Source organism: Candidatus Dependentiae bacterium, assembly GCA_018266175.1.
Classification (GTDB): Bacteria; Babelota; Babeliae; order Babelales; family RVW-14; genus JAFEAY01.
In genome coordinates, this window is sequence record JAFEAY010000003.1 from 106,847 (window position 1) to 120,297 (window position 13,451).

A 13,451-nucleotide genomic window follows, 5' to 3' on the forward strand; every position below is an offset into this window, starting at 1 on the left:
TTCATGCTCATCCGTTTTTTTCTTAAACGATTATATCGGCAGTTTTTTATCTGCAGCTCCCTGATTACGATGCTTCTGGCGGCAAGCAATATTTTTGTTCGCTTGCCAGGCATCATGAGCTTGCGCGTTATACCTATACTATGTATGGTTATGCTGCCTTTAGTTGCAATTTTTGCGATGCCAATAGCGAGCTCTCTCGCGGTTCAAAATGTTATTGGCAGCTTGCTGATCAATGATGAGCTTCTTTTTATTAGTCTTAGTCGACGTGCACGAACCGCCCTCTATAAGGCTGTTCTTATTTTTTCTTTATCATTGGTTGCTGCTTACATGCCATTGGTATTTTTTTGGGCACCGCAAAGCTATAGCCGTGGCAAGCAGATGCTTGTTTCATTTGCGTATGAACAACTGATGCACCTTGAGGCACAAACATTTCATTCGCTCGTTGATGGCATGACCGTTTATTTTGAATCAAAGAGTATCGATGATTTTAGTCCAAATGATGCTCCTCAAGAGTCTTCTCATAAAAATGAAACTTATTTTAACCACATCTTTTTATCACTTTCATCTAAAAATCAGGATCGGTATTTTCTTACCGCCAAACAGGGACATCTGACAACTGATCATTTAATAATGAAGCAAGGCTCTTTGCTTCTTATTAAAGGTCAGCGATGCTATTCCGCACAATTTGCAGGAGTTCACATTGATCTTAAGCAGCTCTGGAATTTGGATCAAAAAGATTCTGTAACCAAAGATGTTAAATTTTCTCCTTTGCCTGAATTATTACAGAAAATGGACACTCAGCAATCGTGGTATATCGAATTCCATAAGCGCCTTGCGCAATTACTTTGGCAGTTGCTCCTTCCTTTCTTAGCACTCTTTTTGGTCATGCTGCTCGGACAACGAAAAAGCAATATGCTGCTGAGTATTATTACCAGTGGCGTACTCTTTTTTGTGCAATACGTTGCGCTTACGCTTGCTCAGGTGATGCAAAGTTTTACGCCGGTTGCGTTAGGGTTGCTCTATTTTCCCCCAGTTTTTTTTATGCTTTTTCTTGCTTATAAGGCCCGTAAATCTTAATTTGTGTATTTCTTAATTATCTTATTCCCTTTCCCTATGAGCCGAATTAACCATTAATAATATTTCTGTTACGCTGCCTATTACGAAAACTTTTAGTATCGTTCCAGTTTTAATAAACACATCTAAAAAAGGATTTATATGTTTTTAGTTATTGTACTTTATGCAGTTCTTGCAGCTACATTTACGCTGGCAAAAAATGCTTTATTTTACGCATCACCATGCTTTCTTATCGGTTTTCGCATGATCTTGGCTGGAAGCATACTTCTTGGATATCAACTGTTTAAAAATCCTGGTGTGTTGCAAGGTGTAAAGCCTTCACATTATGGAAAGTTTTTTGTAACAGCACTTTTTCATATCTACTTTGCATTTGTGCTTGAGTTTTGGGCTCTTCAGTATATTTCTGCACTGAAGACTGTTCTTATCTATTCGTTGACCCCCTTTATCTCAGCCATTTTGGCATACGTGCTACTTGGCCATAAACTTACCAAACTCAAGGTTGCGGGAATTGTGATTGGTACCACAGGGCTTATTCCTGTGTTGTTATCGCAAAGTACCGGTGAGCAGGGTTTTGCAACGCTCTTTGCGCTGAGCGTTCCAGAGGTTGTCTTGCTGTGCGCAGTTTTTTGTGCTGCTTATGCCTGGTTTCGAGTTAAAGGCCTTATGGATAAGGGGTATCATTTCGCGCTGATCAATGGTATTACCATGTTAATCGGTGGTATTTTGAGTATGATTACTTCATTTATTGTTGAAGGCATACATCCTGCCGTGAGCGATTGGTCAGGATTTTTATTCTGGGTTTTGTTACTCGTTCTTTTTGCCAACGGCATTTTTTACAATATGTACGGTTGGCTCATGAATCGCTACTCAATAACGTTTATTTCGTTTGCCGGATTTTTATGCCCAACGTTTGCTACGTTATTTGAGTGGCTTTTTTTCAACGGTGATATCACTTGGCATTATTTACTCTGCCTTGTGCTTGTTACCGGTGGCCTCTGGCTCTTTTATAAAGATGAATTGAAGGCAACGTAACAAGTTACCGTTGAAGCTCTTGTTCAATAATATTTTTTACCTGTTCAACCGTTATATCAAAAACGTTGTTCTGAACATGATAATCAAATGATCTTTCGTCTTGCTCTTGGCTCATTTCTTCTTGGGCTAAAGCAAGGCGCCGAGCAATAACTTCAGGTGAATCGGTCCCTCGATTTTGCAAGCGCTGACACAGTGTTTGAAAGTCTGGAACCAAAAGCCAAATAAGTACAGCAGCTGGAACAAGCTTTTTGATGACCAGCGCCCCTGGTCGATCGGTTACCATGAGGTATGATTTCCCCTGTTCTAAATCTTTAAGAATCGATGCCGGTGATCCATAAAAATTTCCGGCATATTCTGTCGTTTCTAAGAAAAAACCCTGATTAATATGGCTTTTAAATTCATCGACTGAAAGAAAGTTATAATCTACCCCGTTCAGTTCGCCTGATCGGGGAGAACGCGAAGTTGAAGTAATAACTTTTTTTAGATTAAAATCGTTACCATACTTTTTTAAAAGAGCTCGAGAAACCGATGTTTTTCCAGCACCTGAACATGCAGAAATGACGAAAAGCTTGCCGATATTCGTTGATTTTTCCATTTTTTCCATAGAAATAATATTCTCTTAGTCTTTTTGGGCTGAATTAAATTTGCCATTTATTGGCTTACGTTGTATGATTGCCTTCCATTTATTGATGCAATTATTATGGTTTATCATAATCTTTGCAAGTTTTTAAGATTCTTCTCTTTAATAAGGCTTTTACTATGAATTTAAACAAGCGAAATATTTTTTTGACGTTAGTTCTAACGCTTATATCAGCATCATCTTTTTATACGGTTCAGGCTGATTTTTTAGACCATAAGTCTATCGAATTGGAACAGCTCCATTTATATAAAATTATTATTGGGGTTAAGGCGGCTTGTTTGAGTGAAAGAATTGAAACCCTTCAACAAAAGGGAAATACCTCAAAAGATTTTGATTTGACAGCACAATCATCACTTAAATTTATTGAACTTGCACTTCAAGAGATGAATGATATTGTTGTAGGACTGAATAAAGGAATTCTTTCGGGGAATATAGAAATTGAATATAAGTTTGTTAATTTATGTAATTTTCTTCAAGACAAAGAGATTACCCCTCGGTCATTACGTGAATTAAGAACAAAAGTTAATGAATTTGATATTGTCTTAAAAGAATTCTGTAGAAAGAAAAAATATTATCTTAAACCTGAAGCATTTGAACTTGTAAATAAAATGATACGCCTTAATCATATCCTTATTCAAGGTGTTCTGCATGATAATTATTTTGATCTTTCAATGACCGATTTGGCGCTTGACCTTATCTTCCATCGACCATTGGAATTTGCACAAAATCACAAGCTTTTGATTGGAGGAACGTTATTGATAGCGTGTGGCATTATTGCGGCTATTTATGGGTATCCTTCTTATGTACGGTATCAGCTTGAAAATAGAAATCCAAACTATCAGTGCCATCAGTTGCATGGTTTTTCTCAGCCTATTGGAAGTGGCGATTGCGCTCTTTATTCGCTTGTTCATACTCTCTTAATGATGAATCCTGCAGCTCAAAATCAAGCTCAGGGACCCGTTAATCTTATTAATGCTGATGTAATGCAAGAGAGATTAAATGCTATTCCTTCATTGAATCCTGTTATAGAAGGTATGCAAGGTATTATTAGAAATCATCGCGATGCTGATCGAAACCCTAATGTTCCTGAAAATGGCTGGCTGACTGCTGATGAGGTTGAGCTATTCCTTGCTCCAGATGCGCTTCATGGTCTTGCTGCTCAGCTTCAAGCAATTGGCATTAACGAACAAGCTATTGATTTTCAAGATATTCATATTATGGAAAATCTTGGATTTCTTGCTCGAGGTCAAGGAATTCCTGATTGGTTACCCGTTGCCGTTGATCGCTTTAGAAGACTTAATCGTCCGCAAGGAATTGTTCTATTCACTCATGGTCACTGGGTTGCTTTGCGTCTGCAACGTGATGCACAAGGTGTTATTCAACCACTGATGATTGACTCTGCGTTGTATAACATCACCAATCATCCAATTGTTAATCAAGTCATTCAATTATTCACTCAACAACCCTTTGCGTCTCCTTATGGTCTTGCAAATATTACTCCGAGTATCGATAATGCGACAGGTATTCTTAATGGAAATGCTGATTATGCAAGCGATGCCGATCGTCATGCAGCGGTACTCAATCACTTAAGAAGAGCAATCGATGGTATTCAAGGATCACCCGCAGATCAACGTGCTCAAGAGTTTGCATATTATCAACAAAGTCTTACAGGTCTATTTAATAATCTGCGTAATACTTGTCTTGCGCTTAATCTGCATCAAGTTGCGCTTGAACAAGCACCTTATATTATTAACTTTGATAATATTGAAAATATAGATCAGTTGATTATTGCTCTTGTTGGACATCCATTTGCATAAGATATAAAAACTACAAGCATTCTTTGTAATGCTTTTGTATACTAGAGCCGACGCGAAAAAAAGTTTTATGCACCATACGTGAAAGAGTTACGATGAGTACGCTACCAGATATAAAGACAAATTTTGCTGAATGGTACCAAGAAGTTATTGTCGCTGCTGATGTAACTGACGCAAGTCCAACCAAAGGTTGCGTTGTCATCAAGCCGTATGGCTTTGCCATTTGGGAAAATATTAAGCAAGATCTTGATTCCCGTATCAAATCTGAAGGTGTGCCCAATGCTTACTTCCCGTTACTTATTCCTCAGTCATTTCTCAGTAAAGAAGCTAAGCACGTAGAGGGGTTCTCTCCAGAGCTTGCAGTTGTAACTCACGGTGGTGGTGAAAAGCTTGAAGAACCGCTTGTTGTTCGTCCAACTTCAGAAACGATGATTTATCATATGTTTGCACGCTGGATCAAATCATGGCGCGATTTGCCTTACAAAGTAAATCAGTGGGCAAACGTTGTTCGCTGGGAAATGAGAACTCGTCCATTTTTGCGCACCCTTGAATTTTTGTGGCAAGAAGGACACACTGCTCACCGTACACGTGAAGAAGCTATTCAGATGGCGGCTACCATGCTGCGCCACTATAAAGAAATTTATGAAAATCTACTTGCTATACCGGTTGTTGCCGGCATAAAATCTGAAAGTGAACGATTTGCTGGTGCTGATCAAACGTACACCATCGAATGTCTCATGCCTGATGGTAAGGCATTGCAAGGCTGTACAACACACGTCCTTGCTCATAGCTTTCCACAAGCATTTGATGTTTTATTTCAGGACCAAGATGGTCAAATGAAATCACCTTTTTGTACAAGCTGGGGCTTTACAACCAGGTCAGTTGGTGCCGTTATCATGATGCACGGTGACCAGAAAGGCCTTGTTATGCCACCAAAGGTTGCGCCTATTAAAGCGGTAATTATCCCTATTTATAAAACTGATGACGAAAAATTGTTGGTTCTCCAAAAAGCATATGATGTAAAACAATTACTTACCACAAATGGTATGGACATTGTTATTGATGCGGATGATCAAAAATCACCTGGTTCTAAATTTTATGAATGGGAACTCAAAGGCGTTCCTGTTCGGATTGAAATTGGACCAAAAGATCTTGAAAAAAATCAGGTTGTTCTGGTCAGCCGCATTGAAGAAGATAAAACCAAGAGAAAAACATTTGTCCCATTTGAGGGTTTAAAAATTCAATTTCACATGCTTTTGGATGCTATTCAAGCTGAGCTTTTTAAGCGAGCTCAGGAGCGTGTGAAGTCTATGTGGCACCAGGCAGAAAGCCTTGAAGAATTCGGTCCTTTGCTTGAAAAAAACAATGGCTTGTATCAAGTTGGCTGGTGTGGTAGTAATGAGTGTGAGGTGCGTGTTAAAGAATTTAAGGGCACCGTCCGATGCTTACTTGAAGATCAAAAACATGCTCATTGTTTTGCTTGCAAACAAGCAAGTAAGCAAGACATTCTTGTTGCTAAAGCATACTAAAAAGCTTTTTGATTATGAAAAAAAACGGAGGAAGAAAGTTCATGATGCAACGCGATGAATATATTGCCCAGTTTCAGAACTATCTTCTGACCGAAAAACGTGTTTCGCACAATACCTTTGCTGCATATCGCCAAGATATTAACCAATTGATAGAGTTTTTGGATAAGGAACGGCTTGGGCTTAGCGCGGTAACGCCGCAGAATCTCAAGAAGTTCCTTAAACATTTACGCGATTCTGGCTTAACGGCAAAGTCTATCTCTCGAAAAATCTCTTCAATTAAGCTGTTTTTTGAATTTGTTCACAACCGTTTCAAACTCAAAAATAGTGCCCAAGGGCTTGTTTTTCCAAAGGTTGAAAAGACGCTACCAAATTTCTTAACCGAGCAAGAGATTCAAAAACTTTTAAGCGCTGCAAATAGAGATGTAACCCCCAAAGGGATTAGAAATAAAGTGATGCTTTATTTACTTTACGCATCAGGTATGCGTGTTTCTGAGTTGGTCAATATGACCACTGACCAAATTCATTTTGATACCGGGTTTATTCATTTAGTTGGAAAAGGTCATAAAGAGCGTGTTATTCCCCTACCTAAAAACATTCTTGAAATGCTTAAGCAGTATCTTGAAGTGATTTACAAACAACTTATTCCAGAAAAAATATCGAATTTGGGGAAAAAGAATTATCTTTTTCCTGCGGTTTATAATAATGCCGTTAAACCGATATCCCGCCAACTCTTTTGGATTACACTCAAGAAGATTCTAAGCTTGGCTGCTATCTTTAAAAACGTTTCTCCGCATAGTCTGCGCCACTCTCTGGCGACACATCTGCTCAAAAATGGGGCTGACATTCGTTCGCTTCAAATGCTTTTGGGCCATGAGAATTTAGCGACGGTGCAGATTTATACGCATCTTGGAACTTCACAAGTTCGTAAGGTATATGATAAAAAGCATCCTCGGGCGTAAGGTTTTTGCTTAATAAATATTTTATAATTTAGATTATTTAATCTAAAAAACTTATAGGATTATTTATTATAAAGCATTACACGAATTAGTTCATTCTGATAAGAGTTCTCACTGCGCATATGAGCGAAATAAATTGGTTTATAGCCATTTTTAGTGGTCATATTTTTGTCTGCTCCTTTGCTCAATAGTAACTCTACAATATCAGGATTACACACTTTAACTGCGGCATGGAGAGGAGTTTCTCCATTGCCATTGATTCTACTATTTGGTCTGTTTACATCAGCGCCATAATTAATAAGAAGCTCTACCATTTTAAGATCACCGCTCGCTACAGCCTTGTAAAGATGAGTTTCGCCTTTATAGAGCGCATTAATTTTTTCTGGATTGTCCTTATACTCTCGTATTTCAAGTATTTGATGTATGACTTCTATTTCTTCATAAAGTACCGCGCAGCGTAATCTTTCTTGATCAGACATTACTTCGAATTCTGATTCTGATATTCCTCCGAGGGAACTTGTTGTGAGTAACCACAATAAGGATAAAAATTTCTTCATATTTTTATATTCCTCATATCTCTTTGACAAGATAATCTTTATATTTTTTTAAAACTTTTCTTAGACCGTCTGGTCCACAAATCTCTGATTCATATGCTAAATTCGAGCAGACTATCCCAGGGATTAAAGCCTTAACCTCTTTTTGATGGTTGCCTTCTTTGTCGTATAGCCAACAGCGTGCCACTGCTGGATTGGGATCAGAATATTGTATTACAACATTTGCCCCTGCATTCAGAAGTTCACGAATAATTGCTGTGTGTTTTTTCTTGGTTTTGAAATAACCTTTTATTGCATACAAAAGTATAGCCGTAAACTTTTTGTGGTCGTATTTGTAATTGTATTTTTTGAGTAAATTTTCTACCTGTTTTTTATTTTTTGCTTTAATCGCTTTCATTAACAGATCATTAAAAATTTTTGCAATCCATAAATATTTAAGCTCAAATAGATTCTTGTAGTTAAAGCTTTTTGCATAATACTCTTGAATGTGACGAGGAAGTATGCAGAATATCGCTTTGTTCCGACGTGTTAGTAGATTTTCTTCATAGTATTGGCGTATTTGTAGCAGCAGTTCGCCGATGTCATTTCTTTCTTCTAATAAATCTAATATTGGACAAACATAGTGCGTTTCATCAGTACTAAGCGCATCAATTTCCTCATAACAATACTCAACAAATTCAAAACGATCTTCATCTGTTTTAATATCTTTAAATGTAGAATCAAACTTTTTATTTAAAGATAAAGCTGTTTCTAAGTGCCTCATGAGTTTGCTTTGTTCAAGATTTAAATCACAAAGCTCAGAATATTCAATTTCTAGATATCTTTCAGGAGACATTGCTCCTAAAGAGCCTGTTGCAAGTAACCCTGATGCAAATAAAATCGATAAATACAATATTTTGTTCATGATAAATCCCTGAGTATTGTCGTAGAAATACTTTCTAAAATTGATTATAACGCAATGTTTATAAAGCAAGCGCAGAATATGTTTCAAATTTAAAAATATAGCAACCAGTGATTGCGCGTCTATTTTTTTGATGTTTACTTTTAATTTACATACAATTTTCAGACTTAACATTTTATAGCATTATCACTTTTTAAAATGTCTTTGGTACGGTATACTTCCCTCAAGCTTGTTTAGTTCTTAAAAAATTTTTTCTCAGTGAGTGTTTTTATGAAGTGTACATTTAGCGTTGATCAAAAAGAACTCCTTGGCCTTTTGTCTGCCATGCAGCCGATTTGTAACAAGCGTACAACGCTTGATGTTACAGAATCGATTTTGTTTCATGTGGCATCAAAAGAGTTAACGCTTAAAGCAACCGACCTTGAAATTAGCCTACAATCAAACATGAATGTTGAAGGTGACCTGACAGACGCGGTAAGTTTTCTTATTTCCGGCAAGCGCATTTTTGAGCTTGTAAAAGAGATGGATGGTTCTATTGAGTTTACACTTGAAGACAGTCAACTTCAGCTTAAGTCTAACGGTGTTGATTTATCACTCAATATTAAAAATGCCGAAGAGTTTCCTCCATTCCCTGAGCGTATTGAAAACTTAATGGATCTTGAAGCACCACCTCTTTTGGCTATGCTGAACAAAGTTGCTTTCTTGATTCCTCAGAATAATGCTAATACGGCTCTGAATGGGATGCTGCTTGAAATTGGACCAGAACAACTTTCAATGGTTGCAACCGATGGTCATTGCTTGGCAAAAATTTGCACAAAGAGATATACGCTTCCTGATGAACGCAAATGGTTACTCCCAAAACGGGCAGTTATGGAAGTTAAAAAACTTCTGGAAAGCACAACAACAACCAATTTGTTCTTAGGAACCTGTGGAAGTCAATTGGTATTTTCAGGTAAAAACTTCAATTTCTTTACCAAGTTGATTTCTGAAAGTTTTCCTCATTATAAGCCTGTACTTGATAAAACTGGATTTACTCCTGCACGCATGGCAAAAGATTCATTGCTCAGAACGCTCAAACGTACTAATTGCTTGCTTGCAGGTAAATTTGTTTCAACAACCTTCAAATTTACACCTGGCACGGTGAACGTTAATGTTCACAACAAAGAAGTTGGTAAGCTGGATGAGTCAATTGAGCTGCTTGGATATGATGCTGAGTTGGTTGAAAGTCGCTTTTATTCACCATATTTGCTCAATGGTCTTTCGGTATTTCCAGAAGATAAGGTTTCTTTTCATATTAAAAATGCGATTAAGCCAATTATTTTTGAATCAAATGCTGCTGATTATGAGTTTACTTATTTGGTGATGCCCGTTTCGATGGCTCAAGCTGAGTAGTAGATAATTTTTTGTACTAAAAAATGGGGTTGTGAACTCAGTTTGCAACCCCATCACAGAATGGTTATTCGTGATTATTAGACAGCTTAGACTTAACAACTTTCGTTGCTTTGCCAATACAGAATTTTCCTTTGATAAAAAATTTATTATCATCCAGGGGCCTAATGGCTCCGGGAAAAGTAGCATTCTTGAAGCTCTTCATTACAGCTGCTACTTGCGTTCCTTTAGAACGCACCTCCACAAAGAGCTCATGCTCCTGGGGGAAAACCATTTCTTTGCGCATATATTATTTGATCAAGAGCTCACTGGAACCAATGACCAAATTCAGATTGGCTACTCAAGCAAACAAGGAAAGGTTGTTAAACTCAACCAAAAACCAGTTCAGTCGTACAAAGAGCTTTTAACCGCATATCGCATTGTTACCCTTACTGCCGATGATTTATCGCTTATTCATAGCGCCCCTGAAGCTCGACGAAGCTTCATGAATTACTCACTCTTTTTGATTGATCCTGAATGTGCAGGGCAGCTGAAACGGTACAAGCAAATTGTTGACCAGCGTAATAAACTTTTAAGCTTCCATGGCTTGCGACAATCGCCATCATTCCATGATGAACTCAAAGTTTGGACAGGTAAAATGTGGGAAGAGTCGCAACTCATTCGCGCTTCGCGTAAAGATTATTTAGCTAAATTAGAAGCAAAAGTTAATATTTTACTCCAGCAATTTTTCTGGAGCAGCACTGATGCTCAGCTCCATGTCAAGCTTGAGTATGTTGCTCGCCCGGCAGTAAGGCATGAAACCTTTGACTCTTTCTGGAAAGACTTTTCGCAGCAAGGGCTTGCTCGTGAGTTACAATACGGACGAAGCACCTTTGGTGCACATCTTGATGATATGACTATTATTTTTCAACAAAAAAATTCTCGTATTTTTGCTTCACGCGGACAACAAAAATTATTAGTTTTTTTGCTGAAAATTGCACAGCTTCAGCTTACCAATACTTCAGGCGAAGCAAGCGTTCTTTTACTTGATGACTTTGTAACAGACTTTGATGAAGATCGATTAAAGCGTTGTCTTGAGGTTTTACAAAGTATTCCGGGTCAAATTTTTATCTCATCGCCGCACGAGCTAAATAGTCTGCTGCTTGAGCAAGTTGATAGCCAGCGTATCGTTTTGTCTGGTGTAATGAGCCATTAGGGGTCTCTGTTTTATTGACTCCAGGTTGCGCACCGTAGCTTTTGAGGAGTTTAATAATCTCAAAGCATCCATGGTCTATTGCATCATCAAGAGGTGTTTTTCCACCAATGTCGGAATCACTTTTTTTTGAAAAAGTATTAACGAGTGCCCCTTTTTTCAATAACATTTTCAATGACCCGATGTCTCCTCGAATAACAGCTAAATGAAGCGGCGTTCTGCCAAGCCGACTTTGCTTATTGATATTTGCTCCCGTCTCAATGAGCTCATTGAGTATATGATTAGCCTTAGAAAAGCGCACAGCAATATGAAGTGGAGTATACTGATCTTCGGTGGTTGCACCGTCAATATCAACTTCTTTGGTTGCTAAGAGTTGATCAATAATATCAAAGTGCCCTTTGTAAACAGCAATATGAAGAGGTGTAAAGCCATCATTGGTACGAAGATCCGGCGCAGCTCCTTGCTTAAGTAAAAATTTTACCAGATGAGCATCTTCGTAATACGTAGCAATATGGAGTGGTGTAATGCCATTTCGGTCTGATTTGTTAACTAAGGATGGAATTTTACGTATATATTTTTTGACCATTTTTACTCGTTCGTTTTTCATAAGTTTGCGCAAATGGCCAAAAGCGTTATTGAGTGCAGTATCATCAAGCGCAGAATCGGCATAATTGATTGCATTTTTTTTTGATGACCAAGACCAAAGAGAACCTAATTTACTCAAGAAACTTTTTTTTTCTATTGGGTTTTTATGAGTACTTTCTAGTTTTGACCATATTATTATTATGGATAAAAGACAAAGTAAGGTTGTTTTTGTGAAGCGAATTGCCATTGTGTCCTCTCAAGTACAAATTAACCATTATGGAAATATTTCTATTTTAAATGTGGTTTTATTTGGGTCTCGCAGTCAATACTCTTGTTTTTTTGTTCTTTAAGCTGATACCTTTAAATAGTTTTATGCAAAATTACTCTCTTTTCTCCTTTTTCCGCCATGAATGGTTTTCCTACATGGCGGTTTATTGTCTTTATTTGATGTTTTTGGCTTTTTATCTCAATTAACAATATTTTATTCAATTTTCCTTGCATTTCTTTTTTTGATCAGTAGAATGTATTTCCCCGCTTGAAAAGAAGGTACTTTTAAGCTTTTCTCGCCAAAAAGACCTTAGAAATCACAATTTCTTCAAAGCACATTAGTTTTAAGCTATTTTGCCTTAGAAATTGTAATGTACTGATCATTTAAATTATTTATTAGCAATATTTATAGTAAAAACATTAATTTATCGTTTTTTTATAAATACGCTTGATTTTCTCTTAGATAATGTTAAATTAAGATCATGAACTTAAATAAGAATTAAAAGACTTCATTACTACTCTCCTTTCTCCTTTTTCCGCCATGTAGGGTTTCCTTACATGGCGGTTTATTTTTTATACGATCAAAAAAAGCTTTAGGCCGATGTGGCATTCCACGTCGGCCTGATTTATTTCTGGGGAAATTTGAATTTACTTAATGTTACTGATTATGCCATCTTCCATGTCGTCCATGACCATGACCATGTCCATGCCCGCCGCCATGCCTACCACTATGATGGTGCGAAAATGGTGCTGCTGGTTTAGATACAGCAACTGCGCCTGCATCAGTAAGCAATTGTTTAATATCTCCATTACCGGTTTCGGTAGCAATCCCTAAAGCTGTTTGTCCACGCCTCCCAACTTCATCAATAAAAGATGCAACATCGGCACGTTGAAGTATTGCCTCAACTTTTGCCTTATCACCTATTGAACAGGCCACGCGTAAAAATCTACCCGGTTCAAGCGTCGTTGCGGGATCAGCATTCAAGATATCAAGTTGTTTTTGATGCTTGCCATGACCGTGATACCCGCCGTGCCATCCTGGCACAGGTGCAGGGGCTGGTTGAGGAGCTGGTGCTGGGAGGGCCGAAGCCTGTAGTCCACCGTTAGCTTGCAATAAGTTCCTTATGGGAATATTGATATCATCAAGGGCTATATCTAGAGCTGTTTTGCCTTTATGAAGATGGTTAATAAAATCCGCAATGTCAGCATGAGTAACTAACGCCTGAACAGTTGCAATGTCATCTGATGCGCAGGCTCGTTGTAAGAGTAAGCCAAGATCTGCAGGAGTTATTGGCGCAGGAGCCGCCTGAGAAGGCATTCCATGATGTGCTCCGTGGTGACGGCCTCTACCACCATGTCTTCCATGATACATAGCGAAGACAGAAGAGCTTGTCAGTAGGACAAAGGCAAAAAAAGCGCTAAAACGTTTCATATTCATAATACCTCCGTAATGGGTAAATCTTAGGTAAATACATTTATTATATTTTCTATCTGTATTTATTATAGGCTGTTTTGCCC

Annotated in this window: 12 protein-coding genes; 7 read left to right on the forward strand and 5 right to left on the reverse strand. The window is 37.9% G+C overall.

Features of this window, described 5'->3' with window-relative positions; all coding sequences use genetic code 11:
* The first annotated feature begins 3 nt into the window (after nt 1-3).
* Entirely contained in the window at nt 4-1,077 is a 1,074-nt protein-coding gene (locus JST56_00505) for an LptF/LptG family permease (protein ID MBS1987454.1), read from the forward strand.
* A gap of 138 nt (nt 1,078-1,215) precedes the next feature.
* Nucleotides 1,216-2,106 (forward strand): DMT family transporter, encoded by an 891-nt coding sequence (locus JST56_00510; protein MBS1987455.1) that lies wholly within the window; start codon nt 1,216-1,218, stop codon nt 2,104-2,106.
* A gap of 4 nt (nt 2,107-2,110) precedes the next feature.
* Here JST56_00510 and gmk read toward each other — a convergent pair whose 3' ends face one another.
* Nucleotides 2,111-2,710 (reverse strand): guanylate kinase, encoded by a 600-nt coding sequence (gene gmk, locus JST56_00515; protein ID MBS1987456.1) that lies wholly within the window; start codon nt 2,708-2,710, stop codon nt 2,111-2,113.
* 155 nt (nt 2,711-2,865) lie between these two features.
* On the opposite strand from gmk, the gene JST56_00520 reads away from it, so the two are divergent.
* The 3 genes from JST56_00520 (at nt 2,866) to JST56_00530 (ending at nt 7,048) form a co-directional block, all read left to right on the forward strand.
* Nucleotides 2,866-4,563: a hypothetical protein gene (locus JST56_00520; protein ID MBS1987457.1), complete on the forward strand. Its 1,698-nt coding sequence runs from the start codon at nt 2,866-2,868 to the stop codon at nt 4,561-4,563.
* A gap of 92 nt (nt 4,564-4,655) precedes the next feature.
* Nucleotides 4,656-6,089: a proline--tRNA ligase gene (locus JST56_00525; protein ID MBS1987458.1), complete on the forward strand. Its 1,434-nt coding sequence runs from the start codon at nt 4,656-4,658 to the stop codon at nt 6,087-6,089.
* Nucleotides 6,090-6,103: 14 nt separating this feature from the next.
* Nucleotides 6,104-7,048 carry a tyrosine recombinase gene (locus JST56_00530; GenBank protein MBS1987459.1) on the forward strand — a complete coding sequence of 315 codons (945 nt, stop codon included), beginning with the start codon at nt 6,104-6,106 and terminating at the stop codon, nt 7,046-7,048.
* Between the two features lie 59 nt (nt 7,049-7,107).
* On the opposite strand, the gene JST56_00535 is transcribed toward JST56_00530, so the two are convergent.
* Complete coding sequence (locus JST56_00535) at nt 7,108-7,602, reverse strand: ankyrin repeat domain-containing protein (protein MBS1987460.1); 495 nt, start codon at nt 7,600-7,602, stop codon at nt 7,108-7,110.
* Nucleotides 7,603-7,615: 13 nt separating this feature from the next.
* A complete protein-coding gene (locus JST56_00540) occupies nt 7,616-8,503 on the reverse strand; it encodes a hypothetical protein (protein ID MBS1987461.1) in 888 nt (295 codons plus the stop codon).
* A gap of 267 nt (nt 8,504-8,770) precedes the next feature.
* On the opposite strand from JST56_00540, the gene dnaN reads away from it, so the two are divergent.
* Complete coding sequence (gene dnaN / locus JST56_00545) at nt 8,771-9,892, forward strand: DNA polymerase III subunit beta (GenBank protein MBS1987462.1); 1,122 nt, start codon at nt 8,771-8,773, stop codon at nt 9,890-9,892.
* Between the two features lie 70 nt (nt 9,893-9,962).
* Nucleotides 9,963-11,084, forward strand: a complete 1,122-nt coding sequence (locus JST56_00550; protein ID MBS1987463.1) for a DNA replication/repair protein RecF — start codon at nt 9,963-9,965, stop codon at nt 11,082-11,084.
* Here JST56_00550 and JST56_00555 read toward each other — a convergent pair.
* Nucleotides 10,996-11,913 (reverse strand): ankyrin repeat domain-containing protein, encoded by a 918-nt coding sequence (locus JST56_00555; GenBank protein MBS1987464.1) that lies wholly within the window; start codon nt 11,911-11,913, stop codon nt 10,996-10,998. The genes JST56_00550 and JST56_00555 overlap by 89 nt on opposite strands.
* A 678-nt stretch (nt 11,914-12,591) precedes the next feature.
* The gene (locus JST56_00560; protein ID MBS1987465.1) at nt 12,592-13,371 is read right to left on the reverse strand and encodes a hypothetical protein; all 780 of its coding nucleotides are present in this window, start codon (nt 13,369-13,371) and stop codon (nt 12,592-12,594) included.
* Nucleotides 13,372-13,451: the final 80 nt, after the last annotated feature.

Bases quoted from the DNA above. Each gene is read 5' to 3' on its own strand.
- JST56_00505 (MBS1987454.1), top strand. From the start codon at position 4: ATGCTCATCCGTTTTTTTCTTAAACGATTATATCGGCAGTTTTTTATC.
- JST56_00510 (MBS1987455.1), top strand. From the start codon at position 1,216: ATGTTTTTAGTTATTGTACTTTATGCAGTTCTTGCAGCTACATTTACG.
- gmk (MBS1987456.1), bottom strand. From the start codon at position 2,710: ATGGAAAAAATGGAAAAATCAACGAATATCGGCAAGCTTTTCGTCATT.
- JST56_00520 (MBS1987457.1), top strand. From the start codon at position 2,866: ATGAATTTAAACAAGCGAAATATTTTTTTGACGTTAGTTCTAACGCTT.
- JST56_00525 (MBS1987458.1), top strand. From the start codon at position 4,656: ATGAGTACGCTACCAGATATAAAGACAAATTTTGCTGAATGGTACCAA.
- JST56_00530 (MBS1987459.1), top strand. From the start codon at position 6,104: ATGAAAAAAAACGGAGGAAGAAAGTTCATGATGCAACGCGATGAATAT.
- JST56_00535 (MBS1987460.1), bottom strand. From the start codon at position 7,602: ATGAAGAAATTTTTATCCTTATTGTGGTTACTCACAACAAGTTCCCTC.
- JST56_00540 (MBS1987461.1), bottom strand. From the start codon at position 8,503: ATGAACAAAATATTGTATTTATCGATTTTATTTGCATCAGGGTTACTT.
- dnaN (MBS1987462.1), top strand. From the start codon at position 8,771: ATGAAGTGTACATTTAGCGTTGATCAAAAAGAACTCCTTGGCCTTTTG.
- JST56_00555 (MBS1987464.1), bottom strand. From the start codon at position 11,913: ATGGCAATTCGCTTCACAAAAACAACCTTACTTTGTCTTTTATCCATA.
- JST56_00560 (MBS1987465.1), bottom strand. From the start codon at position 13,371: ATGAATATGAAACGTTTTAGCGCTTTTTTTGCCTTTGTCCTACTGACA.